This window comes from Pseudomonas sp. SWRI92 (assembly GCF_014268685.1).
GTDB lineage: Bacteria > Pseudomonadota > Gammaproteobacteria > Pseudomonadales > Pseudomonadaceae > Aquipseudomonas > Aquipseudomonas marvdashtae.
This window is the reverse complement of record NZ_JABWQY010000001.1, coordinates 691,692-717,645: the sequence shown is the minus strand read 5'-3', so window position 1 is coordinate 717,645 and position 25,954 is coordinate 691,692. Positions and strand designations below refer to the sequence as shown.

Annotated in this window: 18 protein-coding genes; 13 read left to right on the top strand and 5 right to left on the bottom strand. The window is 61.4% G+C overall.

Annotation, left to right across the window (positions count from 1 at the left end):
- The first annotated feature begins 74 nt into the window (after window positions 1-74).
- The 4 genes from HU762_RS02855 to HU762_RS02840 all read left to right on the top strand — a co-directional run bounded on the left by HU762_RS02855 (window position 75) and on the right by HU762_RS02840 (window position 7,453).
- Window positions 75-1,562, top strand: a complete 1,488-nt coding sequence (locus HU762_RS02855; protein WP_186632612.1) for a hypothetical protein — start codon at window positions 75-77, stop codon at window positions 1,560-1,562.
- 75 nt (window positions 1,563-1,637) lie between these two features.
- Window positions 1,638-3,035 (top strand): PLP-dependent aminotransferase family protein, encoded by a 1,398-nt coding sequence (locus tag HU762_RS02850; protein ID WP_186632609.1) that lies wholly within the window; start codon window positions 1,638-1,640, stop codon window positions 3,033-3,035.
- Window positions 3,036-3,126: 91 nt separating this feature from the next.
- On the top strand, window positions 3,127-4,773 hold the full coding sequence (pgm, locus tag HU762_RS02845) for a phosphoglucomutase (alpha-D-glucose-1,6-bisphosphate-dependent) (RefSeq protein WP_186632607.1): 1,647 nt from the start codon (window positions 3,127-3,129) through the stop codon (window positions 4,771-4,773).
- A 211-nt stretch (window positions 4,774-4,984) separates the two neighbouring features.
- Entirely contained in the window at window positions 4,985-7,453 is a 2,469-nt protein-coding gene (locus tag HU762_RS02840; protein ID WP_186632604.1) for a UvrD-helicase domain-containing protein, read from the top strand.
- 67 nt (window positions 7,454-7,520) lie between these two features.
- Here HU762_RS02840 and HU762_RS02835 read toward each other — a convergent pair whose 3' ends face one another.
- Entirely contained in the window at window positions 7,521-7,799 is a 279-nt protein-coding gene (locus tag HU762_RS02835; protein ID WP_186610273.1) for a DUF1652 domain-containing protein, read from the bottom strand.
- A 192-nt stretch (window positions 7,800-7,991) separates the two neighbouring features.
- Window positions 7,992-9,455, bottom strand: a complete 1,464-nt coding sequence (locus HU762_RS02830; RefSeq protein ID WP_186632972.1) for an MFS transporter — start codon at window positions 9,453-9,455, stop codon at window positions 7,992-7,994.
- Window positions 9,456-9,586: 131 nt separating this feature from the next.
- On the opposite strand from HU762_RS02830, the gene HU762_RS02825 reads away from it, so the two are divergent.
- Complete coding sequence (locus tag HU762_RS02825) at window positions 9,587-10,474, top strand: LysR family transcriptional regulator (protein WP_186632601.1); 888 nt, start codon at window positions 9,587-9,589, stop codon at window positions 10,472-10,474.
- A 70-nt stretch (window positions 10,475-10,544) separates the two neighbouring features.
- Here HU762_RS02825 and HU762_RS02820 read toward each other — a convergent pair whose 3' ends face one another.
- Window positions 10,545-10,769, bottom strand: a complete 225-nt coding sequence (locus HU762_RS02820) for a YgdI/YgdR family lipoprotein (protein ID WP_186610275.1) — start codon at window positions 10,767-10,769, stop codon at window positions 10,545-10,547.
- Window positions 10,770-10,991: 222 nt separating this feature from the next.
- Between HU762_RS02820 and HU762_RS02815 the strand changes: the two genes are divergently transcribed.
- From HU762_RS02815 to HU762_RS02805, 3 genes are all read left to right on the top strand, one after another.
- Complete coding sequence (locus tag HU762_RS02815; RefSeq protein ID WP_186632598.1) at window positions 10,992-12,644, top strand: VRR-NUC domain-containing protein; 1,653 nt, start codon at window positions 10,992-10,994, stop codon at window positions 12,642-12,644.
- Complete coding sequence (locus HU762_RS02810; RefSeq protein ID WP_186632595.1) at window positions 12,641-14,953, top strand: ATP-dependent DNA helicase; 2,313 nt, start codon at window positions 12,641-12,643, stop codon at window positions 14,951-14,953. The genes HU762_RS02815 and HU762_RS02810 overlap by 4 nt, the downstream gene beginning before the upstream one ends.
- Before the next feature lie 68 nt (window positions 14,954-15,021).
- Entirely contained in the window at window positions 15,022-16,959 is a 1,938-nt protein-coding gene (locus HU762_RS02805) for a PAS domain-containing sensor histidine kinase (RefSeq protein WP_186632592.1), read from the top strand.
- 91 nt (window positions 16,960-17,050) lie between these two features.
- Here HU762_RS02805 and HU762_RS02800 read toward each other — a convergent pair whose 3' ends face one another.
- A complete protein-coding gene (locus tag HU762_RS02800; RefSeq protein ID WP_186632590.1) occupies window positions 17,051-17,281 on the bottom strand; it encodes a hypothetical protein in 231 nt (76 codons plus the stop codon).
- Between the two features lie 143 nt (window positions 17,282-17,424).
- On the opposite strand from HU762_RS02800, the gene HU762_RS02795 reads away from it, so the two are divergent.
- On the top strand, window positions 17,425-17,961 hold the full coding sequence (locus HU762_RS02795) for a hypothetical protein (protein WP_186632587.1): 537 nt from the start codon (window positions 17,425-17,427) through the stop codon (window positions 17,959-17,961).
- Here HU762_RS02795 and HU762_RS02790 read toward each other — a convergent pair.
- Window positions 17,958-19,301 carry a cation:proton antiporter gene (locus HU762_RS02790; RefSeq protein WP_186632584.1) on the bottom strand — a complete coding sequence of 448 codons (1,344 nt, stop codon included), beginning with the start codon at window positions 19,299-19,301 and terminating at the stop codon, window positions 17,958-17,960. The genes HU762_RS02795 and HU762_RS02790 overlap by 4 nt on opposite strands.
- Window positions 19,302-19,558: 257 nt before the next feature.
- Between HU762_RS02790 and HU762_RS02785 the strand changes: the two genes are divergently transcribed.
- Genes HU762_RS02785 through ligD form a run of 4 tightly spaced genes read left to right on the top strand, consistent with a single transcriptional unit; the run spans window position 19,559 to window position 25,714 of the window.
- Complete coding sequence (locus tag HU762_RS02785; protein WP_186632581.1) at window positions 19,559-20,944, top strand: iron-containing redox enzyme family protein; 1,386 nt, start codon at window positions 19,559-19,561, stop codon at window positions 20,942-20,944.
- A gap of 9 nt (window positions 20,945-20,953) precedes the next feature.
- The gene (locus HU762_RS02780; RefSeq protein WP_186632578.1) at window positions 20,954-21,955 is read left to right on the top strand and encodes a class I SAM-dependent methyltransferase; all 1,002 of its coding nucleotides are present in this window, start codon (window positions 20,954-20,956) and stop codon (window positions 21,953-21,955) included.
- Window positions 21,927-23,090: a carboxylate-amine ligase gene (locus tag HU762_RS02775; RefSeq protein WP_186632575.1), complete on the top strand. Its 1,164-nt coding sequence runs from the start codon at window positions 21,927-21,929 to the stop codon at window positions 23,088-23,090. The genes HU762_RS02780 and HU762_RS02775 overlap by 29 nt, the downstream gene beginning before the upstream one ends.
- Window positions 23,087-25,714: a DNA ligase D gene (gene ligD, locus HU762_RS02770; RefSeq protein WP_186632572.1), complete on the top strand. Its 2,628-nt coding sequence runs from the start codon at window positions 23,087-23,089 to the stop codon at window positions 25,712-25,714. Before HU762_RS02775 ends, ligD begins: the two co-directional genes overlap by 4 nt.
- Window positions 25,715-25,954 lie beyond the last annotated feature (240 nt).

Genomic DNA, 25,954 nt, shown 5'->3' with positions numbered 1-25,954 from the left:
CAATCCTCCAGACCAACACGTCGTGTAAATCAAGCGGGCGCGACGCCGATAATCGAATTTGCAGGTAAATGGTTATGAGTGCAATTCATGAGCAGGCGATGACTTACGTATATCAGCAAGTACTGCAGCGCTTGCTGAATTTTTATTCTCGTGCGGAACGGACTGCATTGCAGCTTTTGATTCAACGCTTGATCGTCGCAGCCGGAGGCATCGACCGCATAGGCGAATACCGCGTGTTGACCGTCCAGAACGGAAGCCGGGAAGGATTCTATGTTCTCACGGCCTTGCGCGCCGCGCAGTTGAGCATTGCTGGCCGGCATCCGACGACGTTCGATCTGCGCGTCGCCACGCCTCGCCTGGGCGAGACCACGCAGGCCAGCCTGGAAAATATCCATCGCTGCTATAGCGCTCTGTTTGTCTACGATGATCCGCGTGTGGAACTGCTGATGGCGGACAATCGTGAAGTGGTGCCGTTCAACCACAACAAAGCGTTGTCGACGGCGGGGCACGAGGCCAATCGCTTGGATATGCTGGTCTTCGGGCACCTGCGGTCGAATGACAGCCTCTTGGGCATGGGCGACGAAGGCTACCTGGCGATGGCGGAGTTCTACAGGCACATGGCGCGCTGGGAGTCGGGCGTGGACTCATGGGTCACCTGTGACACGCCACGCCAGCAAAAGCAATTCATGACGGGCCTCCAACGCTCGATGCACAAGATCGGCCGGGCCATTGACGCAGGTTGTGGCTATGACGGCCTTTTCTCCCAGCTCGAGACCTTGGGCGGCGAGGTCTTCCGGGGTTTCTACGGGCAGGAATGCCTGGGGCCGTGGCAGCCCGAGGGGCAGTTCGAGGCCCGTCGGCGGATAGGGCATATCAGCATCGAAGACCTGATTGTCGACCGGTCGGAAGAAAACAACTGGCCATTGTTCAGCGAGTTCCTGGGGGTGCGCTCCCACGGACTGATCGTGCCAACGCTTGAACATGAGTACCTCAGTCCGTATCTATCCGCCCACTTGTATGGCTTGCAGGCTTGTTACCTGCAAGGGCGCAGTTATGAAACGGGCTACAGCGACTATGTGCAGCGAACCATCATGATCATGCATCGCAAGCAACTGCCCATGCACGTCTGCCAGCAGGTCCAGGAATTGTTCGGCACGCCGGCGGCCATTCCTGAGCGCCGCGCCCAGGCGGCTGCCGAAGCGCAAAACTCGCTGGGCCTCAACGAAACGCAACTGGTTTGCATGCTGTTCGCACCCTTCGTGGAAAACGGCGCCGGCCTGGAGCATTTCCTGCGCTGTTGCCATCCCGGCATGCTGGTGGCGATGCCAGATTTGCACAAGGCCATGCGGGGCGGAGCCGTGGCCGATCAGGTTGCGCAATGGATGGTTGATGTCAGCGGCCTGCCCATTCCCATGCTGGGCAAGTTGTACCGGACGCGTATTAGCCCGGCGGAAGCGGAAAGCGTCTTGACGAGCGACCTGCAATCGGCTGTCGGAAGCGTTGCTACGGAGGACGACGAGCAGGAGGGCGACGGCCTGTGTGGACGATCGGCTTGGCGTTGAGGAGCACTGCTTGAACGATTTCTGCTCCATCATCCGGCCATGTCCGGTCATGGCACATTTTGTTGGCCTTTCTTCATGAAGGGTGGCCGTGAAACCGATTTTGCTTACCAGGCGGTCTATCGATACCTGACGAGCCTGATCAATGAGTTGGGCACCGACGCCCGGGTGCGCCTGCCGTCGTTGCGGCAATTATCCGAGCGCTTGAACGTCTCCATTTCGACCATCCAGTACGCTTATTCCTTGCTGGAGAAAGAAGGGCGCGTGTATTCGATCGCCAAGTCCGGTTATTACGCGTTGCCGGTGCCCTGCGTTGCCACCCTCGGCGGTGGCGACGATTTGCTTGAAACCTTGTATGTCAATGCACGCCGGCCAGGCATGCTGGCGCTGAGCGACGACGAACCGGCGTCCTTGCAGTCGCTGGACAGTCCGCTCCTGTTGCTTGAGCGCGAGTTGCTACGCCAGTATCCACGCGCTTCGCAGCTGCCTTCGCAGCCTTGGGGCGAGCAGGAGCTGCGCATGGCGCTGGCGGCGCGCTACACCTCGTCGCCGGCTAGATGCTGGAATGCCGACGACGTGTATATCGGGGCCGACCTGAGAGGGGTCCTGGAAATCCTGATTGCCGTGCTGGCCCTCAGGGGCGCAACGGTGTTGATCGAATCGCCCTGCGACTGGACGATCCTGCGCTTGTTGCAAGCGGCCGACGTCCAGGTCATCGAACTGTCGTTGCTGGAGGGGGGCGAAATCGATGTCGATCAACTGGCCCGATTACTGGCGAGCGAAACGGTAAGGTTGGTGGTGCTGTCCTCGGTCCTGAGCATGCCCATGGGTACGCAGGCAAGTGAAGGCAATCGCCACGCGGTGGCGCGGCTGCTGGATTCGTACGGCACATGGGTGCTGGAAAACGACAGCTATACCGACCTGATATTCGAGCCAGGAGGAACGCCTTACCGAGACTTGCTTGACCCGGATCGGCTGATTGTCTACTCCACTTTCGAAAAAACCATCGGTGCCGAAGCGCCCTACGGTTATCTGCTGTCGCGGCAATTGACGCTGTCGCTGCAGCGGCACTTTCTGTTGCGCGCGTTTCGTCTGTCGCCAATTCGCCAGAAGGCGATTGCTCGCCTGTACAGCAATGGTCGGATCGACCAGCACTTGCAGGTGCTGCGGCGGTTGCTGCGTGAAAGTGCCGTTTCGACGACGCAGTGGATAGGCGAGCGGCTAGGGGACTGCCTGCAATGGGTGGAGCCTGAAGGTGGCGCGACGATCTGGGTGCGGTCATCGCGCCAAGCTGATCTGCGGCGCGTTTTCCAGCGCCTCCTTGCCCAGCGAATCGTTATCGCGCCGGGGGAGTTGTTCAGCATACAGGGACTATACGATCAGCATTTGCGTTTGGCCCACGTGGTCAGCGGGACCGAGGATCCAGACGCAGCCTTCTGCGCGTTGGCCGATGCGTTGAGGGCCGAACAATCATGATGACAGGGCGATGGATCGAACCCATCGCTTGATGGTCGAACTGTCAGTAAACTGCGTTCATTTTTCGAGCCACTCCATTCCGAGGTTTTGCATGACAGTCAGTCCATTTGCGGGCAAGCCGGCACCGGCAGAGTTGTTGATCGATATCCCGCGACTGGTGACGGCCTATTACACTGGCCGGCCCGATGCTTCGGTTTCGACCCAACGCGTGGCTTTTGGCACTTCGGGCCACCGGGGAAGCTCCTTCGACCTGGGCTTCAATGAATGGCACGTATTGGCCATCAGCCAGGCGATCTGCCTGTACCGTGAAGCCCAGGGCATCAATGGGCCGTTGTTCGTCGGTATCGACACCCATGCGTTGTCGACCCCGGCAGGCGCCAGCGCGTTGGAAGTGCTGGCCGCCAACGGCGTGACCGTCATGATCGCCGAAGGAGACGAGTACACGCCCACGCCGGCGATTTCCCACGCCATCCTTTGCTACAACCGTGGCCGTACCACCGGCCTGGCTGACGGCATCGTCATCACACCGTCCCACAATCCGCCGCAGAGTGGTGGCTATAAATACAACCCCACCAATGGCGGTCCGGCAGATACCCACATCACCAAATGGATCGAAGCCAAGGCCAATGAGCTGCTGGCCAATCAGCTGGCTGGCGTCAAGCGCATCAGCTATGAGCAGGCGCTCAAGGCCGAGACCACCCACCGCCACGATTTCCTCAATACCTACGTGGCTGACCTGGTCAACGTCATCGATTTCGATGCCATCCGTGGTGCCGGGTTGCGCCTGGGCGTCGACCCGCTTGGCGGCGCGGGCGTACGCTACTGGCCAGCCATTGCCGAGCACTACCGGCTGGATCTTGAAGTGGTCAACACCCATGTGGATTCGACCTTCCGCTTCATGACGGTCGACTGGGATGGGCAAATCCGCATGGACCCTTCTTCGAGTCATGCCATGCAAGGCCTGATTGGCCTTAAAGAACGCTTCGACGTGGCTTTTGCCTGCGATCCGGATCACGACCGCCACGGTATCGTGACGCCGAGTGGCGGCCTGCTTGCCCCGAACAACTACCTGGCGGTGTCCATCGATTACCTGTTCCAGAATCGTCCGCAATGGCGGGCCGATGCCGCCATCGGCAAGACCGTGGTCAGCAGCGGCCTGATCGATCGCGTGGCCAAGCGCCTGGGGCGGCGCCTCTATGAGGTGCCGGTGGGCTTCAAGTGGTTTGCCGACGGTCTGTTCGATGGCTCCCTGGGCTTTGGTGGCGAGGAAAGCGCTGGCGCTTCGTTCCTGCGCAAGGACGGCGGTGTCTGGAGTACTGACAAGGACGGCCTGATCCCGGCGCTGCTGGCTGCTGAAATGACCGCTCGTACCGGTCGTGACCCAAGCCAGGCCTACCGTGCCCTGACGGATGAGCTGGGCGAACCGTTCTCGGTGCGCGTCGACGCCAAGGCCAGCCCGCAACAGAAAGCACTGCTGAGCAAGCTGTCGCCGGACCAGGTCCAATCCACCGAGCTGGCCGGGGAGGCGATCCAGAGCATCCTCAGCCATGCGCCAGGCAACGACCAGGCCATCGGCGGCTTGAAGGTCATGACCGAAAACGGCTGGTTCGCGGCGCGTCCATCCGGTACCGAAGACATCTACAAGATCTACGCCGAAAGCTTCATCGGCGACGAGCACCTGAAACAATTGGTGGTCGAGGCCCAGGCACTGGTGGACGGGGCTATTTCCGGACGGTAATAAACAGCTAAGCAGCCTCGCCCACACGATACGATTTGCAACGATGCAAATCGTTTTATGGGGGCGAGGCTGCTTGTAATTGGCAATGGGCATCCTGATACGACACTTTCATTTCATCGCCTAAATCCCTGAGTTAAAAGCTTTTGGCTGGAATCCGCTGGCAAATCCAGACACCATGGTCGCCATGGTTCTGAACACCGGAGTTTCCAGCGTGTCGCAACACAGCCCCGATCTTCCTCCCGAACTTTTGCCCCTGGCTCAGATGCCCTGGTTAAAACGCCTGGCCGCGCGATTTTTCGGCCACGGCCTGACCCGTCTGCGCGCCCAGCATCGCGCATCCTGGCTGCACGGCCAGGCTGATGGTTTTCGCAGCGGTCATGCCGCCGGGTTCGACTACGGTTTCGGCGAAGGCAAAGCCGAAGGACTGGAGGAGGGCCGTCAGGTTCTGTTGATCCGTGACTCCCGAAGTACCGACCACCCGCCCCCCAAGGTCGATGATCTGCTATTCGACGATTGGCGCCTGCCCGTCACCGCTGAGCTGAAGAAGCGCGTCAAGGCCGACGTTGCGCGACGTTTACCGGCGGATGAGCAGCCCAGCAGTGCGCAATGGAAAATGATTTTCAGCGACACGCCCACGACTTCGGTCATAGCCGGCGCGGGTGCGGGCAAGTCCACGACGTTGGTGCTGCGGGTTGTGCTGCTCTCCCAGTACTTGGGTTTCGAGCTGGATTCGATGACCGTGGTGACGTTTACCCGGGAGTCGCGCAAGGACTTCATCGAAAAACTGGTCGCGGTGTTTGCGCTTTGGGGGCGCACCATCAGCCTCAAGGAGGCGCGCGACCTGGTGCGCACCTTCCATTCCCGTCTCCTGCCCATGGTCCGTAGCCTGCCGGGGTTTGAGCGGCTGCAGGCGTTCGAGACGCTGAGCCACCGCACCGGGGCGGATGACGACGACACCCAGGGCAATCCGTTCGATTTACGTATCAACGATGCCCAGCGCCAGCAACTCAATGCCTGTTATCACAAACTCTACCAACGCGACGAGCGCTTCCGCGAGCTGATCAAGCCGCTTTCCCTCCACGCGCTGCAACTCAAGGCGCTGGAACGTGACCACCCGGATGTGCAAAAGCGTGTGGCAGTGACTGAGTTGGCGGCTCAGCGCGATGAAGCATTGTGCGATGCGATTGAAGACCTATGGTTTCGCGCGGGTGCCTGGCCGATCAAGGGCATTGAGCCCAAGCGCCAGGTGTTCGAGATCAACGGATCACGGTTCTATTGCCATGGCTATAGTCAGTCGCTCGATGCATGGGTGATGTTGGGATTCGATCCCCGTGAAAATTCCCAACTGAGCCGACCCGGTGCCAAGCTGAGCCTGCGCGCCGAATGGGCTGTAAAGCGAACCTTGTTTCAAGCTTTTTCGCGTAAACCATTGATTTGGTTAGACAGTTATGAAGATTCCAAACGCGTCATGACCTCGCTGGCGGGGAACGCCAGCTCGGGGCCCGGGTTCGATTACCGGGTCAAGGGCGAATTGAGTTCAGCACCGTTGCTGGATTGTTTCGTCTCGGCGGCAGGCTTTATCGAAAACCTCGGCCTGGACGTCCCGGATGCGGTTGGCAAAATGTGTTTCGCCCAAGACGATCCCGATCGGTATTTTTTTGAAGCCTTGAGTCGATTCTGGCGGGCGTTTGAGGACCATTTGCTCGACCAGTCGCCACCAGTGATGACTTACAACCGAATGTTTGCGCTGTTCAGCGAGCATTCGCCAGAAAACTTCAAGCTGCTCGACGACACATTACTGAGGCCGCTTTCGCATCTGATGATCGACGAGTTCCAGGACGTTTCTCCACAAATCGTCTCTTGGATACGGGCGAGTCTGGGCGAGGCGCGCAGGCGCGGACCCACCATGCACGTGGGGCGCGGTGCTCAACGTTCATCCTTGCTGTGCGTGGGCGATGACTGGCAGTCAATCTACGGTTGGCGCGGCAGTTCGCCGAGTTTCTTCATGGGCTTCGACAAGCAGTTCCCGTCACCGGCCACAACTCGGGTGATGCTCACTGAAAACTACCGTAGCCACCAATACATCATTGATGCGGCCGAGCACATCGTTCGCTCGGCGCAATCCATCCCCGGTAAAAAAGCCAAGGCAAGCGGCAAGCCCCGTGCACCAAGTCCGGTCACGGTGCTGGACCGGGATGACGAAGGGTTGGCGCGGCGACTCGAAGAACATTATCGCAACGGTGATTCGATCTTGATGTTGTATCGAAAAAGCAGCGATAAATCATTGATAGAAAAGAACATTAGCCAAATAGTTAATGTGGATTCTAGCTTGCCGTACCCGCAGCGGCGGCTCAGGCAGATGACCTATCACAGCGCCAAAGGTCTTCAAGCCGATGCGGTGTTCCTCTTAGGGGATTGCCAGCACCTCACCCGTTCGCCCTACAAGAATCAGGTTTACCGGATGGCCGGGTTGGGCCAAAAAGGTGACATCGAACCGTACGACACGGCGCAGAAAGATGAGGTCCTGCGCCTGGCCTACGTGGGCATCACCCGTGCGGTCCAGCATTGCTACTGGTATGTCGACTCCCAGGAAGGCCAGGCGGTCAATGCACCGAAGGCTTCGGACCGGATCGGCGCGGGCAAGCCGTTCTTCCTCGATCATCGCCGTGCCCGAGGTTGAGATCAGACTGAATTGACGCCCATAAAAAAGCCCACATCAATTGTGGGCTTTGGTTTGCCAGGACGCGTCAGGAGGCGAATCGTTGCAAGCCAACTGGCGGCACGAAGGCTTCAAGCTCGGCTTCCACCGCTTCGATGATTCGCTCGACGTCGGGAGCGTTCATTACGGTTGCGCAGGGAATGCCTGCAATCGCGATCATGGTTTCGCCGCTGGCGCGGTCGAACAACCGGGCAACCATGCTGCCTGGCGCGTCCATGCTGGCTTCGAAGCCCATAGGATGGAAATGCCAGCGCATCAATTGGCAGGCATTGGGGAACGTCACCTTGCTGAAAGATCCTTTATTCATTTGCGGCCCGCCTTCTTCATCAAGCGCTTCCTTTTGCTCATGTCAGGAAGGAAGAGCCATCATGGCTCTACCAATGAGAACTAAAAATAGCACCTGAAAATGAACGTCACGTGGATTTTTTCAGTCCGTTTGGCGATTGGTTCAGTTTTTTTGATCTGCGTCATGACCTAAAGGCAAATGTTCAGAGTGCCATCATCGTTCACCTGTGCTTTCCTGATAGGCCTGCGATGGCTCTGGGACGCGGTGTTTAAACGCGATAAGCCATCCCAGGGCCGTCAATGCCAGCGCTACGCCGAAGGTCATGTGCAAGCCGTTTGCAACGTCGTCGGGGCTGGCTGTAGAGATACCGTTGGTCGGAAGCGTGGCCGCGAAAACCGCGCCGAGCACCGAGGCACCGGTAAAAAAGCCGAGGTTGCGGGACAAGTTCAGCAGACCCGAGACGACGCCGCGCTGGTTATCGGCGACGGGTGCCATCACCGCCGTATTGTTGGCCGTCTGGAACATCGCGTAGCCAAGGGTCGTCACCACGATCGCAGCGACATAGCCACCGATGCCAAGCGCCGGGGAGAGCAATGACAACAGCGAGGTGCCAAGGACCATTGTCGCCAACCCGGCCAGCCGCATGGGGCGCGCACCGAATCGGTCAGCCAGGCGCCCGGCGGGAACCCCGGAAAGGGCCGCGACGCACGGTCCCGCTGCCAATACCAGCCCGACGATGGCCGAAGGCAGGCCGAGCGTGATGGACAAATAGAACGGCCCGACGAGCAAGGTCGCCATCATCACCGTTGCGACCAGCGCATTCGTCGCCAGGCCCGACACCAGCAAACGGTCGCCAAGCATCGCCAAGGGGATCAGTGGCGACCCCAGCCGACGCTGCACCCGGACGAATAGCCCACCGCTGAGGATTGCCGCCAGCAGCAATCCGGCATTCAACCCACCAAAGCTCCCGCGCCCAAGCGTCATCGCCAAGGCATAAGCGCCCAGCGTCGTTGCCAGGAGCAATGTGCCCAGGCCATCGAAGCGCACATGCCCGGCCTTTGTTGCCGTGGGTCCGGCCGGAAGGGATCGCCAAGCCAGCAGCAGCGTCAGCAGCCCGAGTGGCACGTTGATCAGGAACACCGCATGCCAACCGAACCCGCTGATCAACAGGCCACCTACCGACGGGCCCAGGGCGGTGCCCACCGCCGATAGCGTGGCCAGCAGTCCCATCGCGGCACCGGTCTTGGACTTCTCGACCGTTTCGCCAACCAGCGCCATCGTCAGGGTCATCATGATGGCCGCCCCCAGGCCTTGCAGCGCCCGGGCGGCAATCAGCAACCACAACGAGGGCGCCAAGCCACACAGGGCTGACGCTAGCGTAAATAACGCAATGCCCATCAGCAAAAGCGTGCGGCGGCCCATCAGGTCTCCCAGGCGTCCCATGCTGACGATCAGCGTGGTGATCGCCAGCAGGTAAGCCAGCACCACCCATTGCACCTGCGCGAAAGATGCATCGAATGCCTGGGCCAGCACCGGCAAGGCCACGGTGGCTACGCTGGCGCCCAAGGAGGCGAGCAGTGTGGAAAGTGCCAGGCTGGCCAGGGCCCAGCGTGTAGAAACACCCTGATGTCGGAATGCGCCCGATGGCAAGCGTTGCTCTGTATCGGCTGGCTTCATCATGTTCCCTCTGTCTGCTGCTCTCGCATTGGAGCTGTCGGAACAGTACGCCGAGGCATAACATGACGGAAGACGCACGAGTTGCATGTTATAGCTGCGTCAAACGCCATCTATCAGATCCGGGGCCGACCATGTCCACACCTGACCTCAACCTGCTCGTTACCCTTGACGCCTTGCTGTCCGAAGGCAGCGTGGCCGGTGCGGCCCGACGGCTGCGATTGAGCCCCTCGGCCATGAGCCGAGCGCTGGCGCGTCTACGGCAGGCGACCGGTGATCCATTGTTGGTACGGGCGGGGCGTGGGCTGGTTCCGACGCCACGGGCGCAGGAGTTGCGCGAGCAGGTCGGTCAACTGCTACAGGACGTCCAGGCGGCGCTGCGCCCGGTGCAGGCCCCGGATCTTCGACGAATCAACCGCACCTTCACGCTGCGCACCCGCCAAGGGTTCGTGGAAAACTTCGCGGTTGAGCTGCTTGCCCACATTGGTGGGCAAGCCCCTGGAATTAGGCTGCGTTTTGTCGACAAGGCGGACCGCGACAGCACGGCGCTACGCGAAGGCAGCGTGGATCTGGAGACCGCCGTGGTGGGCGAGGACACCCGCCCGGAGCTGCGCACGCAAGCGCTGTTCACCGACCGCCTGATGGGTGTGGTGCGGGCGGGGCATCCCCTGAGTCGGGGCGAGGTGAACGTTACCGACTATGCGGCGGGCCAGCACATCGGAGTTTCCATGCGTGGCCTTGAGCATGGCCTGATCGACAAGGCCCTGGGCTCGATGGATTTGACTCGCCAAATCATTACCACCGTACCGGGCTTTTCCACCGCGCTGGGCCTCGCCCGTTCAAGCGACCTGATCGCCAGCGTGCCGGAACGCTACACCGCCCGTTTGCGAATTGGCATGCACAGTTTCGTGCTGCCAGTGGCGGTGCCCGAATTCACCATTGCCATGCTTTGGCACCCGCGGATGGATGCCGACCCCGTGCACCGTTGGCTAAGGGGCTGTCTGCGGGAGGTGTGTGCGTGATGCTGACAGGCTCGGGCCGGTTTGCCCGGGCCAGAAGAGGCCAGCCCTCACGGAGAGGGCTCGATTACAGTCAGTCTTCCTTGCGTATCGTCGCCACCTCATCGGCGCGCACCCGGACTTTCTTGCCCGAAATGTCTTCGAACTCGTAGAAGCCGTCGGCGGTACGGGTATTGGGGGTGTCCTCGGTCAAATACTGGGTACCGTTCTGCAAGGTCACTACGGTCGGTGTCGAACAGCCGGCCAGCGCCAGGAATGTCACGGCGACCAAGGGCAGCCCGAGAAACCTGATGTTCATAGTCCATAACCTCTAGTCAAAAAGACGCGAGCCTGGCTGATTCGACCAGGCCATCACTGAGTTAACCGCCATTGGTCTCGCTTGCCGTAGGAAAGTTCATCGCCGATTGAAGGATTTCACCTTTAAATATAGAAGACCGCTCATCTTTTGCAGTTGCTTGGGCCGCGAGTAGCTGATATCTGTACGCATAACCAGTACTTCCCGCATGCGTGGCGCTTTTCCGTGACAGCCAACCCCCTCGACGATCCCTTTTACTATCTGAACAACTTCCAGCGAGTACTCGCATGGCTGACGCAACGTTACGCCGATGTGCTCGGCAGCGAAGAACTGCGCTTCATCGAGGATTTCTCGGCATTGCCGCGCTCGTCCCAGGGGTTGTTGGTACGGTTGGTGATGCGCAAGGGGCTGCACTTTCGCCGCAACAAACTGCACTACGGCGAAATCGGCGAAATCGACCTCGCCGTGGCGCCGTTGTTGGCGCTGGGCTGGGTCGAGGAGCACGCCGATCTTACTCTGGTCGAGCTGTTTGACGTGTTGCTCAAGCAGGAAGTCCTCCTTTGCCTGGGTCATTTGATCGAGCACCCCAAGGCGAAGAAGACCCAATGGCTGCAAGCATTGAGCGATCATTGCAGCCAACCCCAGCCGTTTCGCGATTGGTGCCCTCAGCTCGAGGATCGACTGTTCAGCGTCACGGTCATGGCGCTATGCGACCGCTTGCGACTGATGTTTTTCGGTAATCTTTACCAGGACTGGTCGGAGTTCGTGCTGGCGGACCTGGGCATCTTTACTTATGAAACGGTCGAGTTCAGCGTCGAATCGCGGGGATTGCGCAGCCGACAGGACATCAATGCGTGTTTTTTCCTGCATCAATGCCAGCAAGCTTTCGAGGCTGGCGAGCCGCTCGAATCGATCGTCACCCAGGTCGACAGCCTGGTTCTGGACAACCCTTGGCTGGAGCGCCGCCGGGGCAAATTGTTGTTCCAGATCGGCCAGCACGGCGAGCGTATCGGCGATTTTGCCTTGGCCCTGCGCATTTATCGCGATTGCACGTACCCCGGCGCGCGGCTGCGGATGATCCGCGTGCTGGAGCGGATCGGCGAATATGCGTTGGCCCTCGAGCTGGGCGAAGCGGCAGCCCAGTCGCCGCAAAATGGCGCCGAACATCAGGCCGTGCTGAGGATAGTGCCTCGATTGCGACGCAAACTGGGTGGGCCACCGGTGCCACGGGCGATGGCTCGGGCGGTGGAGCGGCTGGACCTGCATTTGCCCCGCGTCGACCCGGCCCTGTCGGTGGAGTATTGCGTCCAGGCGCATCTGCATGATGAGGCCGCGCCGGTACATTACGTCGAGAACAGTCTGGTCAACTCGCTGTTCGGCCTGTTGTGCTGGCCGGCGATCTTCGCGCCGCTGCCGGGCGCCTTTTTCCACCCGTTCCAGCGCGGCCCGGTGGACCTGCTCCATGAAGATTTCCATGACCGCCGCGCCGAGCTGTTCGCGGCGTGTTTCGCCGAGCTGGAGGACGGTCGCTATCGGCACACCATCCGCCGCCGCTACGCAGAAAAATCGGGCGTGCAATCGCCTTTCGTATTCTGGGGCGCGCTGTCCGAGGAACTGCTGGACCAAGCGCTCGATTGCTTGCCGGCTGAACACCTCAGGCACTGGTTCAACCGCCTGCTGTTGGATATCAAGGCCAACCGCGCCGGCATGCCCGACCTGATCCAGTTCTGGCCGCAGCACAAGACCTACCGCATGATTGAAGTCAAAGGCCCGGGTGATCGCCTGCAGGACAACCAATTGCGCTGGTTGGACTTCTGCCATGAGCACCGGATGCCCGTTGCAGTCTGTTACGTGCAATGGGCGGAGCAGGGCGCATGACCGAGGCGCCGAGCTACAGCATCGCGGTCCGGGCGTTGTGTGAATTCACTGCCAAGGTCGGCGATCTGGACCTGCGTTTCACCCCGTCGCCCACGGCGCTGGAAGGCATTGTCGGCCACCGCACCGTGGCATCGCGGCGCAGTGAGGGCTATCAGGCCGAAGTGAGCCTGGAGGGCGTCTATCACGCGCTGAAAGTCAAGGGCAGGGCGGACGGCTACGACCCGGTCCGCAACTGCCTCGAAGAGGTGAAGACGTACCGGGGCGACCTGGGCAAACAACCCGACAACCATCGCCAGTTGCATTGGGCCCAGGCGAAGATCTATGGCTGGCTGATGTGCCAGAAGCTGCAACTGCCGCGCATCGACGTGGCCTTGGTGTATTTCGACATTGTCAGTGAAAAGGAGACCTGCCTGGCGCAAAGCTTCGACGCGCCGCAACTCCAGGCGTTTTTCGAGCAGCAGTGCGCGCTATTCCTGGCCTGGGCCGAACAGGAAATGGGCCATCGCCTGGCACGTAACCTGGGGGCCCAGGCCCTGGCATTTCCCCACGCCGGTTTCAGGCCCGGGCAACGGCACCTGGCCGAGTCGGTGTTCAAGGCCGTGAGCACCGGTCGTTGCCTGATGGCCCAGGCGCCCACGGGGATCGGCAAGACCGTTGGCACCCTGTTTCCGATGCTCAAGGCTCTCGCGCCGCAGCGCCTGGACAAGGTATTTTTCCTCACCGCGAAAACCCCGGGACGCAAGCTGGCGCTGGACGCGGCTCGGCTGATCACCCAAAGCGACCCCGCGCTGCCGCTGCGGGTATTGGAAATGATCGCCCGGGACAAAGCTTGCGAGCATCCGGACAAAGCCTGCCATGGCGAGTCGTGTCCCCTGGCCCGCGGGTTTTACGATCGGCTGCCGCAGGCCCGCGAGGCGGCGAGCCAGATCACGCTGCTCGATCAGGCGGCGTTGCGTGACATCGCGCTGGCTCATGAGGTCTGTCCGTACTACTTGAGCCAGGAAATGGCCCGATGGGCGGATGTGGTGGTGGCCGACTACAACTATTACTTCGACTTCAGCGCCTTGCTCTTCGGCCTTGCCCAGGCCAATGCCTGGACGGTCGCGACCTTGGTGGACGAAGCGCACAACCTGGTGGAGCGAGGCCGCCAGATGTACAGCGCGACCCTTGACCAGCCGGCGCTGACGGCGGTGCTGAAAACCGCGCCTGCGCCCTTGAAGAAGGCGCTGCAGAAGGTCAATCGGCAGTGGAACGCCTTGCATGAACCGCAAATCGCCGCTTACCAAGCCTATGGAAAACCCCCGGAAAAGCTGCTCCAGGCGCTGGGATCCTGCGTCACGGCCTTCGGTGATTACCTCAATGACCATCCCCAGGGACTCGACAGCGGGCTGCAAGCGTTCTACTTCGACGCGTTGCAATTCGGCCGCGTGGCGGAGTCGTTCGACGAGCATTTCCTGTTCGACATCCACAAGCGCGAGTCCGGTCGCCAGCGCAGCCTCTCCACGTTGTGCCTGCGCAACGTCGTGCCGGCCGGTTTCCTGCGGCCCAGGTTCACGGCGTCGCGCAGCAGCGTGCTGTTTTCCGCGACCCTGGGCCCGCGCCAGTATTACGCAGACCTGCTGGGAACACCGGCCGACACGGTATGGATCGACGTCGAGTCGCCGTTCCAGGCGCAACAGCTGGATGTGCAGGTGATCAGCCGGATTTCCACTCGGTTTGCCCATCGCCAGGCATCCCTGGAGCCTATCGTCGCGCTGATGGCACGCCAGTTCGAAGAACGTCCTGGCAACTACCTCGCGTTCTTCAGCAGCTTCGATTATTTGCAGCAAGTGGCCGAACTGTTCGCCGAACGGCACCCGCACATTGTCACCTGGACGCAATCGCGCGGCATGGGCGAGGCGCCTCGCCAGGCGTTCCTCGACCGATTCATGGAACACAGCCAGGGCGTCGGTTTCGCGGTGCTGGGCGGTGCGTTCGGGGAGGGGATCGACCTGCCGGGTTCGCGACTGATCGGCGCCTTCATTGCCACCTTGGGATTGGCGCAGTTCAACCCGGTCAACGAACAGATCAAGCAACGCATGGCGGTCATTTTTGGCGATGGCTACGATTACACCTATTTGTACCCCGGCCTGCAAAAGGTCGTGCAAGCGGCGGGTCGCGTCATCCGCACCCAGCAGGATCAAGGCGTCGTCATGCTCATCGACGACCGGTTTGGCGAGGCCAAGGTGCAACGGCTGCTACCGCAATGGTGGTCGGTCAGGCCGGAACAAGCCCCATCCCCCGACAAATATCACCATAACCCCACATAAAGCAGGTTTTTCCTGGCGCGGGACTTGTTTCATACTCCACGAAAATCCCCAAGGATTCCTCGGCCACCATGCTTGAGAACGACCCAAAGACCGCCCCCGTCATCAATGAAGACCAGCGCTTTCGACTGCTCATCGACGCGGTGGTCGACTATGCGATCTACATGACTGACCCGTCGGGCATCATCACCAGTTGGAACTCCGGCGCCCGACGTTTCAAGGGCTACGAAGAGTCCGAGATCTTGGGCGAGCATTTTTCCCGTTTCTACACCGACCAGGACCGTGCCGCCGGCCTGCCGCAGCGGGCGCTGGATACGGCCGTGAGCGAGGGGCGCTTCGAAGGCGAGGGTTGGCGGGTGCGCAAGGACGGCACGCTGTTCTGGTCCCATGTGGTCATTGATCCGATCATCGACAGCCAGAGCGCAGAACTGCTCGGTTTCGCCAAGATCACCCGCGACCTGACCGATCGCAAGATGGCCGAAGAAACCCTCAAGCAAAGCGAGCAACAGTTTCGTCTGTTGGTGCAGAGCGTCACCGACTACGCCATCTACATGCTCGACCCGGATGGCCAGGTGACCAACTGGAACCAGGGCGCGCAGCGGATCAAGGGGTACTTGCCGGCGCAAGCCATCGGCCAGCATTTTTCAATGTTCTATACGCCCGAAGACCGCGAAGCAGGTGAGCCGCAGCGTGCCCTGAGCATCGCCGCCAGTGAGGGCCGGTTCGAAAAGAAGGGCTGGCGCGTGCGCATGGATGGCACGCGATTCATGGCGCATGTAGTCATCGATGCGATTCGCAGCGATACCGGAACGCTGTTGGGCTTTGCCAAGATCACCCGCGACATCACCGATGCCACCCAGGCTCAGCAGGCCCTTGAACAGGCCCGCGAGGCGCTGTTCCAGTCCCAGAAACTGCAAGCCATCGGGCAGCTTACCGGCGGCATCGCCCATGATTTCAACAATCTGTTGACGGTAATCCTCGGCAACCTGGAGATCGTGCGCAAGCGCATGCCCAGCGAGCCGAAGCTCAGCCAGCTGTTGGATAACGCGACCCAAGGCGCACTTCGCGGCGTGTCGCTGACCCAGCGCATGCTCGCGTTTGCCCGCCGGCAGAAGCTCACCTCCGAATCGGTGGAGCTGTCGGCGTTGGTGCAGGGCATCAGCGGTCTGCTGCAAAGCTCCATGGGGCCTTCGATTCATATCCAGACCCAGTTCGCCGAGGCGTTGGCGCCGGTGCTGGCCGATGTCAATCAACTCGAACTGGCGATCCTCAACCTGGCGACCAACGCCCGGGACGCCATGCCACACGGCGGCAGGATACTCATCCAGGCGCAGGAACGGTTGGCGACCGAGGTAACGGGACTGGACAAGCCCTTGGCCCCCGGGCGGTACATTTGCCTGGCGATCACGGACGAGGGCGAGGGCATGGATGAGCTGACGCTGGCCTCGGCGGTTGATCCGTTTTTCACCACCAAGGGCGTGGGCAAGGGCACCGGCCTGGGCTTGTCCATGGTGCATGGTCTCGCCGAGCAGTTGGGCGGAAGGCTGATACTCAGGAGCGAAAAAAGTGTCGGCACCACCGCCGAGCTTTGGCTGCCGGTGGCGGATGATTCGGTAGCGCAGACGCCGCCTGCGACGCCAGCGCCGGCGCCCCCGGTCGAGGAGTTGCGCGTGCTGGTGGTGGACGACGACAGCCTGGTGCTGACCAGCACCCGCCTGATGATCGAAGACCTGGGCCATCGGGTTCTCTGCGCACCGTCGGGCGCCCAGGCGCTGGAGTTGTATGAGCGCAACCAGGACATCGATCTGGTGATCACCGACATGGCCATGCCACAAATGGATGGCGCGCAGCTGGCAAAGTTGCTGCGTATGCGCCAGCCGAACCTGCCGATCATCCTCGCGACCGGTTATGCCGAACGCCTGGAAGGCTTCGCCACCGAGCTGCCACGGCTGACCAAGCCGTTCAAACAGATCGACCTGGTGCAGATCATTGGGCAGACAATGAAATAAAACACCCGGCGTAGATGCAATGTGGCGAGGGAGCTTGCTCCCGCTGGGTTGCGTAGCGACCCCCAAAATCCGTGGGCGCCACGCACTTGAACTACTGTGTGTTTTTCTTGAACCCCCGCAAATTCATCGCACACAGGCAGAACTGCAAGACGATCAGCGCATAAGCGCTGGTATGCAGGCCCCACACCACCCACAAAATATTGCTGACGATAAAACAGCTGAATCCCGCCACCCGCCGACGCGGCTGGCGTGAGCCGATCAGCCATGCGGCCAGCACCGTTACCCCCATCGCGGGCCATTGGACCCATCCCAGATAATCCACGCGGTTTTCCTCTTGCCCTCGTTGCCTTTAAAGACCCCAACGGCGCCGTAGCGTTTCCTCGGACCTTTGGTCCATCCGCTTGAACTTGCCTCGCGGCGCTCCCTTCTAATGGCCCTCTACCACGCCGAGGGACAACTTACGCAATGCCCAGAATCCTTACCCGCCAGACCCCGGAAGAAGAACTCACCGAGCACAACGCCAAGCTGTTCGGCTCGCCCAAGGAACGGCTGGACTTTTACCGTCGGGAAATCCAGTACGAAACCAGCATCCTGGCCAATCGAACCGATGCCTACCTGACCGCCCAGTCTTTCCTGGTGATCGCCTTCGCCTCCTGCATGGCCAACCTCAATCCGGAGTGGGGCAAGCTGTTTACGCTGATCGTGCCACCATTCCTGGCGCTGCTGGGTTTCCTCAGTTCGCTCAATGCCTGGCCGGGCATCCGCGCCGCCTACGAGATCATCGATCATTGGCATTTCAAGCAAAGCGAACTGCTGCGCAGTGAACCGCTGATGGGCCTGGCCTACGATGAATCGCCGCTGTTCAGCGAGCGCGAGTCCACGCACAAGGGCTATCGCAAGTCGCTGCTGTTTTCGTTGCGCACGCCGTGGATTTTTGCCGCGTTCTGGGTGCTGCTGGGGGTGTACTCAGTGTTCATCCAAGTCACCGATCCGGGCGGCTAATCGTCGGGCTTCGCTTTATGGCGCTCATACCAGGCCAGCGCGGGCTGGGTGCTTACCCCGTGCACCAGGATGCTCAGCGCTACCACCGACAACGTGAGGTCGATGCACAGCGCCGCGACTTCTGGCTGCAAATCATGGTTCAAGGCATAGAACAGGTAGAACAGACTGCCGATGCCACGGATGCCGAACCAGCCGATCAACATCCGTTGCGGTCCTTTCAACAAGCGCCCCCAAGGCATCGCCAGCACGCTCAGAGGGCGTATCACCACGAACAGCAGTCCGCCGACGATCAAGGCGCGCCAATCCCAGTGACTGGCGAGCACGACCCCCAAGAGCGTTACCAGGAAGACTTCCATGGACCGCTCCACCAAACTGCCGAACGCCAGCATGTCGCTCATCATCACACCGGCCGCCACCTGGCCGTCGTCCAACCCCTGCGCGTCGCCCACCACCGCCTGCTCGGGATCCACCGTTTCGTGTCCGACCACCGCTTGCACCAGATGCTCGGCCGGTGGCGCGTCTTCATCGCCGGAGTCGACCTCGGCCTGACGCAGCCCCAGGCCGGCGGCGAAAACGGAAAGAAAGCCGTAGCCCTGGACGGCTTCCGCCGCGACGTAGGCAAGGGCAATCAAGGCCAGGGCCAGGTAGTCATTGGGCGACAAGGTGCTGTCGGCGTTCTTGATGCGCATCGACAAGGTCAGTCGACCGATGCCACGCCCCAGCCAATAGCCAATCAGCAAGCCCGCCGGCACGGCCCACAAGACATTGCGTAAAGCCCACTCACCGAGAAAACCGCCGTCGGGTTCGCGCAGCATCAGCAAGCCAAGAATGACAAAGGGAAATGCGGTGCCGTCGTTCAGCCCGGCTTCCCCGGACAGGCCGAAACGCACGCGGTCATCGTCGCGGGCATCGTTCACCTGTACCAGGGCCGCCAGCACCGGATCGGTGGGCGCCAGCATTGCGCCGATCAATAGCGAGACTCCCCAGCCCAGGCCAAACAGATAATGCAGGACCAGGCACAAGCCGGCGATGGTCAGGATCATCACTGGGCCGGCGAGGCCATAGGCCACGCGCCAACTGCGGTTCTTGAGCGATAGGCGCAGCTTGAGGCCGCTGACAAACAGCGAGAACACCACCGCGACTTCGGTCAGGTGCTCCATCCATACGGAAGAATCATCGACTTCTAGTCTCAGCAGTCCGAGCCCCGCCGGCCCGATGGCGACGCCCAAGGCCAGGCACACCGCCGAAGTCGTGACCGGCATCCAGCGAAGGTAGGAAGACGTCAGGGCCAGGGTCAGCAACACGGCTCCGAGCACGGCCACCCACACGGTGAAGATCATGGTTGCTCCTTGGGATAACGCCTATGCCGGGCGGCAATGACTACGGTTCCCTGTGGCGAGGTCTACCTCGCTACATGAACGAGTTGTTGCTGCCTAGGGTTCGAGGGCCGGAGCGAAGCGAGGGTTCCGCGTTTCTGAAGGCGGTTCCGTTTATCCGGCCGCTTTTCGATTGTGGGGAATTTTTTCCACCGCGCAGGGCTCTGCAAAGGAAGAGACGTACTGATCCAGCGTCCTGCCGAGAATTCCAAGAGGCCCTTATGACTGCGCTGACACCCCTTCAATCCCGGCCTGCCGACGCGCAGCCATTCTCCACGGTCGGTAACGTGCGCCAATGCTACGAGCGGTTGCTGCAAGGCCCCGACGATGCTGATAAACAAGCGGTCGCCCAGGCCTTCCTGCAACCCTGCCTCGAACAGGCCGGCGCACTGCCGCAGGAAATGCCCGACGATCCCGCGGCGTTGCTTGCCTGGGTCGAGCAGCACAGCGCTGACGTGGCCTTGCAATATGCCGACTACCTGGAACGTCGGAAAAACGGCGGCCGTCGGGAGTTTTTCACCAGCAAGGCCCACGCCTTGTATTTCCTCCAGGCCGTGGCGCCGACCAAACTGGTGGACGGCGCCTGGTTGTACGGCGTGCTCAAACACTGGCATGACCACCGTTTCGAGGGGCTGTTGTGCACCTATCTGGAAGAACTCGGTGACGGCGTGCCCGCGCAGAACCATGTGGTGCTCTACCGCAAATTGCTCGCCGAACACGGCCTGCCGGACATGCCCGACATCGATGACGATCGCTACCTGCAAGGCGCGGTGCAACTGGCCCTCGGCTACGCCGGCGATGATTACCTGCCCGAAGTCATTGGTTATAACCTGGGCTACGAACAACTGCCCCTGCACCTGTTGATCAGCGCCTACGAGCTGAGCGAACTCGACATTGACCCGTATTATTTCACCCTGCACGTGACCATCGATAACGCCAGCACCGGCCACGCCCACAAAGCCGTGCAGTCGCTGATGCAGTTGATGCCGATGGAGGCGGACCGCGAATCGTTCTGGCGCCGGGTCACCCGGGGCTATCGCCTCAATGATCTGGGGCAGGGCAGTCGTGCGGTCATCGAGTCGTTTGACCTGGATCGCGAACTGCTTGACATGCTCGAGCGCAAGCGCCCGTTCGGCCAGCACATGCATTCCGACTACTGCAAATTCGAAGGCCGGACCGTCAATCAATGGCTGGCGGAACCCGGGCAACTGGAGGGCTTCTTGAAGGCCATGCAGGGCAAAGGCTGGATCCGGCGTCACGAAGACCCGCAAAACAGTCGGTTCTGGACCCTCATCGAAGGCGCCGGCGCCGCGATGTTCGGGGTGTTCAGCCCCTATGAGAAACAGCTGCTACACGATTGGATCGCCGGTGACTGGCTGGACGAGCGTGGCCGCCCCGGAGCCCGTCGCAGTCATGGCGTGGCCCATGAGCCGCCGACGCCAGCGCAGGACCCGGACGTGCAGAACTTGCAGCAAACGCTGCGGGGCAAGGCGCCCGACGAGCAGATGCAGATCCTGACGCCCTGGCTTTCGGCCCGCTGCCACAGCCATCCGGCCGGGTTGCTGGCGACCCGCCGCTTCATCGAACTCAAATCCGCCCTTCGTTAGGAGCCTTGCATGAATCAGGAAGATCGCCTGTCCGAACCTGACCTGGCGCTGTTGCAACTGGGTCGTCGCCTGCACGCCGACGGCTACCGTTTTATCACCCCGACACCGTTGACCCACGAACGCGTCAACCAACGGCCCGGTAACGAGCGCTCGAAGACCCTGCGAGACGTGTTCGGTTGGTCGCGGCCGTTTGCGCCGGGGCTGATCTCCGCCGACGAACAGCGCCAATTGCAGGACGCCCAAGTGCTCGAAGCGCGCGATGGCCTGCTCTACAGCCGCGTACGCTGGTCGAGCCTGGACGGCATGTTGTTCGCTCATTCGCCGTTTCCTACGCAGGCTACCGATGCGGTTTTTTTTGGTCCGGACAGCTACCGTTTTGCCCAACTGATCCACACTCATCTGCAACAGAACTTCAGCGCGGTACATCGGGCCGTGGACATTGGCTGCGGTGCCGGCGTCGGGGCGATGGTGATTGCCCGCGCCCGGCGCGAGGCTCAGGTCCTGGCGGTGGACATCAATCCCCTGGCCTTGCGCCTGTGCGCGGTCAACGCGGCGCTGGCTGAGGTTGCCAACGTCGAGATTGCCCACAGTGATGTGCTGCAAGACGTGGAAGGCAGCTTCGACCTGATCGTCGCCAATCCGCCTTACATGGCCGACCCGGCCGAGCGTGCCTACCGCCATGGCGGCGGGACACTGGGCGCCGGGTTGTCGCTGCGCATCGTCGAGCAGGCGTTGCCCCGGCTTACGCCTGGCGGTTCGCTGGTGCTCTATACCGGTGTGGCGATGGTCGATGGTCGCGATCCGTTCCTCGAAGCCCTGGGCGCGTGGCGCGACTCGGCCGAGTTCGGCTGGACCTACAGGGAGTTGGACCCGGACGTCTTCGGCGAGGAATTGCTGACCCCGGGTTACCAGGACGTGGAAAGGATCGCCGTGGTGGCGTTGGTTGTCACCCGCACGGGTGCGGGTATCGGAGGGAACATCGATGAACAGGCGTCTGAAGTTCGGCATTGAAGAAGAATATTTCATCACCGACCTGCAAACCCGGCGCATGCCCGACCAGCCGCCCGCGGCGGCGGTTGCGGCATGCCGGGAGGAGCTGGGCGAACATTTTGCCCACGAGATGTTCCTGAGCCAGGTAGAGATGGCTTCGCCGATCTTCCAGAGCCTGGCCGAGGCGGCCGATTACCTGGCCCAGGTGCGTAGCGGCCTGACGCGACGCCTCGCACCCCATGGCCTGGGATTGTTGAGCGCCGGCTCACATCCGATGACCACCGTTGGCTTGCAGCCCACCGACGAGTTGCATTTCCAGCAACTATTCGACGATTACCAGCGGGTGGCGCGACGCAGTGTGTTGTCGGGCCTGCACGTGCACGTAGAGGTGCCGACCGGCCAAGACCGGGTCCGGATCATGAACGAAGTGCTGCCCTGGCTGCCGATGCTGTTGGCATTGAGTGCCTCTTCGCCGTTCTGGAATGGCGCCTACAGCGGCTTCAGCAGTTATCGCCAAGTGGCCTGCGATGAATGGCCGCGCATGGGTATACCGGAGTTTTTCGACGGCGAGCCGGCATTCAATGGCTACGTCGACATGCTCACGCGCACCGGTTCCATTCGCCAGCCCAGCGACTGCTGGTGGGTGCTCAGGCCTTCGTCGCGGTACCCGACCCTTGAGCTGCGCATCTGCGATGCCTGCCCGCGAATCGACGATGTCCTGTGTCTCGTATCGCTGTTTCGCCTGATGGTGGCCCATGCCGTCGCTCAGCCCAAACCGGGGGCCGACTACAGCCTGATGTCCCACTGGATCCTCAAGGAAAACCGCTACCGGGCCAAGCGCCACGGCATCCTCGCGGAGTTCATCGTTGAAGGGCAGGATCAACCCATGCTTATCGGCGAATGGCTGAACCTCGCCGAGCAGACCTTTGCCGACACCGCGACGGCGCTGGGCGTGCAGGACGTTTTCAAGCAAGCCCGCCGGATCATCCAGGAAGGCACCAGCGCCGATCGCCAAGTGGTCCTGTATGAACAGGGCCTGTTGTTGGGCGATACCATCGAGCAGGCCTTGAGTCGAGTGGTCGATCAACTGCTGTCGGAAACCGCGGGCATGCCCGTGGCCGATCCCACCCTTGCGCAAGTTGCAGGTGGCCCATGACCAGCAAAACCCTTGATGATTACAACCGCATGCGCGATTTCGCCGCCACCTCGGAGCCGGCGGCGAAGCGTTCGCGCAAGTCGGCGAAAACCGCCCACGCCCTGCAGTACTGCATCCAGAAACACGACGCCACGCGACTGCATTACGACTTCCGCCTGGAGCTGGACGGCGCGCTCAAGAGCTGGGCGGTGCCCAAGGGACCGTCCCTGGACCCGAAGGTCAAGCGCCTGGCCGTGCACGTCGAAGACCATCCGCTCGATTACGCCACATTCGAGGGCAGTATCCCGGAGGGGCACTACGGCGCTGGCGAGGTGATCGTCTGGGACCGTGGCATGTGGATCCCACAGGGCGATGTGCACGAAGCCTACGAAAAGGGCCGGCTCAAGTTCGAACTGCAAGGGGAAAAACTCGCCGGCCTGTGGAACCTGGTGCGCACTCACATGCCGGGCAAGCAGGAGCAATGGTTCCTGATCAAGCACCAGGACGACGCAGCTCGTCCGGAAAGCGAGTACGACGTGGTCGAGGCCGAACCGGACAGTGTGCTCAGCGACCGCACCATCGTGCCTAAGCGCCGGGGCAAGGCCGCCGCTGCCAAAGCCGTGAAACAGCCGGAAAAAGCCGCCAAACCGAAGCCACCGAAAAAAAGCGCGAAGACCACCCTCAGCGGCGCGGTGGCCGGCCCGATCCCCGAGACCCTCAAGCCGGAACTGGCGACCTTGGTGGAAAGCGCACCCAGTGGTGACTGGCTCTATGAGATCAAGTTTGACGGCTACCGGGTCATGGCGCGCATCGACAACGGCGATGTGCGCTTGATCACGCGCAACGGCCACGACTGGACCCACAAACTGCCGAAACAGGCCGAGGCCTTGGCCGGGCTGGGATTGGAATCGGCCTGGCTCGACGGCGAAATGGTCGTCGCCAATGAGCAAGGCGTGCCGGACTTCCAGGCCCTGCAAAACGCCTTCGACGCCGGCAGCAGCGGCAAGATCGCTTATTACCTGTTCGACTTGCCGTACCTCAATGGCATGGATTTGCGCAAAGTCCCGGTGGAAGAGCGCCGGGCCGCGCTGGCCGCCGTGCTTGAGCCCAACGACAATCCGCTGCTGCGCTTCTCCGATGCCTTCGAGGAAACTCCCGAGGCGCTGCTCAACAGTGCTTGCCAGATGCAGATGGAAGGGTTGATCGGCAAGCGTCAGGGCAGTGCGTATGTGTCGCGCCGCAGCAACGATTGGATCAAGCTCAAGTGCAAGAATCGCCAGGAATTCGTCGTGGTCGGTTTCAGCGACCCCAAGGGCGCCCGCAGCGCGTTTGGCGCGCTGTTGCTGGGCCTGCATGACGTCGACAGCGGTGAGCTGCGCTACGCCGGCAAGGTCGGCACCGGCTTCAACGAAACCACGCTAAAAAGCATCTACCAGCAGTTATTGCCACTGGAAACGAAAAAAGCCGCCGTGGTCAACCCGCCCACCGGCTACGACGCCAAGGGCGTTCACTGGCTCAAGCCCCAGTTGCTGGCCGAAGTGGCGTTTGCCGAAATGACCAAGGAAGGTTCGGTGCGCCACGCGGTGTTCCACGGTTTGCGCAACGACAAGCCGGCGAAGGCAATTACCCAGGAACTGCCGAAACCGGTCGAAAAAGCCGCTAGGAAAAAAGCCGCAGCCAAGGATGAAGCGGAACCGGCACCCGCCAAGGCCAAAGCCAAAGCCAAACCCAAGACCACCCAGGCGCCGGCCTTGGAGGGCAAGGTGCGCATTACCCATCCGGACCGGATCATCGATGCGACCAGCGGCACGACAAAAATGCAGCTGGCCGAGTATTACGCCAGCGTCGCCGACTTCATCCTGCCGGAGCTGGCCGACCGTCCAGTGGCGTTGGTACGGGCGCCGGATGGCATCGCCGGCGAGCTATTCTTCCAGAAAAACCCCGAGCGGCTGGGCATTCCCGGCATCACCAGCCTGGACAAGGACCTGACCGGGCAACCGGTGATGATCATCAATAACGCCGAAGCGCTGATTGGCGCGGTACAGATGAGCACCGTGGAATTGCACACCTGGAACGCAACGTCCATCGACCTGGACAAGCCAGATCGCTTTGTCCTCGACCTCGACCCAGACCCAGCATTGCCGTGGAAAAGCATGGTGGAAGCCACGCAGTTGACCTTGTCGGTGCTCGATGAGCTGGGCCTGAAGGCGTTTCTCAAGACCAGCGGCGGCAAGGGCATCCACGTGGTGGTGCCTCTCACGCGTAAACTTGGCTGGGACGAGGTCAAGGGTTTCAGTCACGCCATCGTCAGTCACATGGCCAAGCTGTTGCCTGATCGCTTCTCGGCGGTGTCAGGGCCGAAAAACCGGGTAGGGCGGATCTTCATCGATTACCTGCGCAACGGCCTCGGCGCTACGACCATCTGCGCTTACGCGGCTCGGACCCGCGAGGGGCTGCCGGTGTCGGTGCCGATTTACCGCGAAGAAATGGCCGAACTCAAGGGCGCCAACTTGTGGAACGTGCACAACGTGCATGAGCGGCTGGCAGAGGTCGGGCATGAGCCGTGGGCGGATCTGAAGAAGACCCGCCAGGGCATCACCGCCGAGATGCGCCGGCGGATCGGCATGAAGAAAACCGCTAAATAGCCCCTATATGTTCGCGGTCGGTTTGCTTTTGTGGCGAGGGAGTGGCCGCCGCGTCTTCGACGCTGCGCTGTCGCGCAGGAAACTGGAGCGCCGTCTACGAGATGTCGGTTTTTTGATCGTTTGATCGTTCCCACGCTCTGCGTGGGAATGCATCCCGTGACGCTCTGCGTCACCCCCCAGAAGCGGAACGCGGAGCGTCCCTGGCGGCATTCACACGCAGGAGCGTGGGAACGATCAGTA